The sequence below is a fragment of the Streptomyces sp. DH12 genome (assembly GCF_020873895.1).
Classification (GTDB): domain Bacteria; phylum Actinomycetota; class Actinomycetes; order Streptomycetales; family Streptomycetaceae; genus Streptomyces.
The window spans coordinates 1-383 of sequence record NZ_JAHWGT010001720.1; the positions used below are offsets into that span (position 1 = coordinate 1).

Here is a 383-nt window from a genome sequence, read left to right on the forward strand (position 1 = left end):
TCGCCGGTGCCGGCCGCGCCGGCCAGCTTGATGAAGTCGGCGCTGTAGATGCCGTCACCGCCGACCAGCGGGATCTTCGCGCCCGCTTCCTTGATCTGCTTGCTCAGCGGACCGGCCTGCGGGTACTCGCCGCCGTAGTAGACGACGTCGGCGCCGGAGTTCTTCACCTTGGTGGCGACGGCGCTGAAGTCCTTGCTCTCCGGGTTGATGTGCTCGGTGCCGACGACCTGGCCGCCGAGCTTCTTGAACTCCGCGGTGAAGGTGGCGGCCAGACCGGCGCCGTAGGTCTTCTTGTCGTCGATGACGAAGACCTTCTTCTTCTTGGCGTCGTTGAAGACGTACTGCGCGGCGAACGGGCCCTGGATGGCGTCCGTGGTCGCGGT

1 protein-coding gene is annotated in these 383 nt (G+C 66.3%); it reads right to left on the reverse strand.

Going from position 1 to position 383, the window contains the following annotated elements; genetic code table 11:
- Window positions 1–383: branched-chain amino acid ABC transporter substrate-binding protein (locus tag LPA54_RS41900; RefSeq protein ID WP_228985575.1), on the reverse strand; the 383-nt coding region annotated here is incomplete at both ends.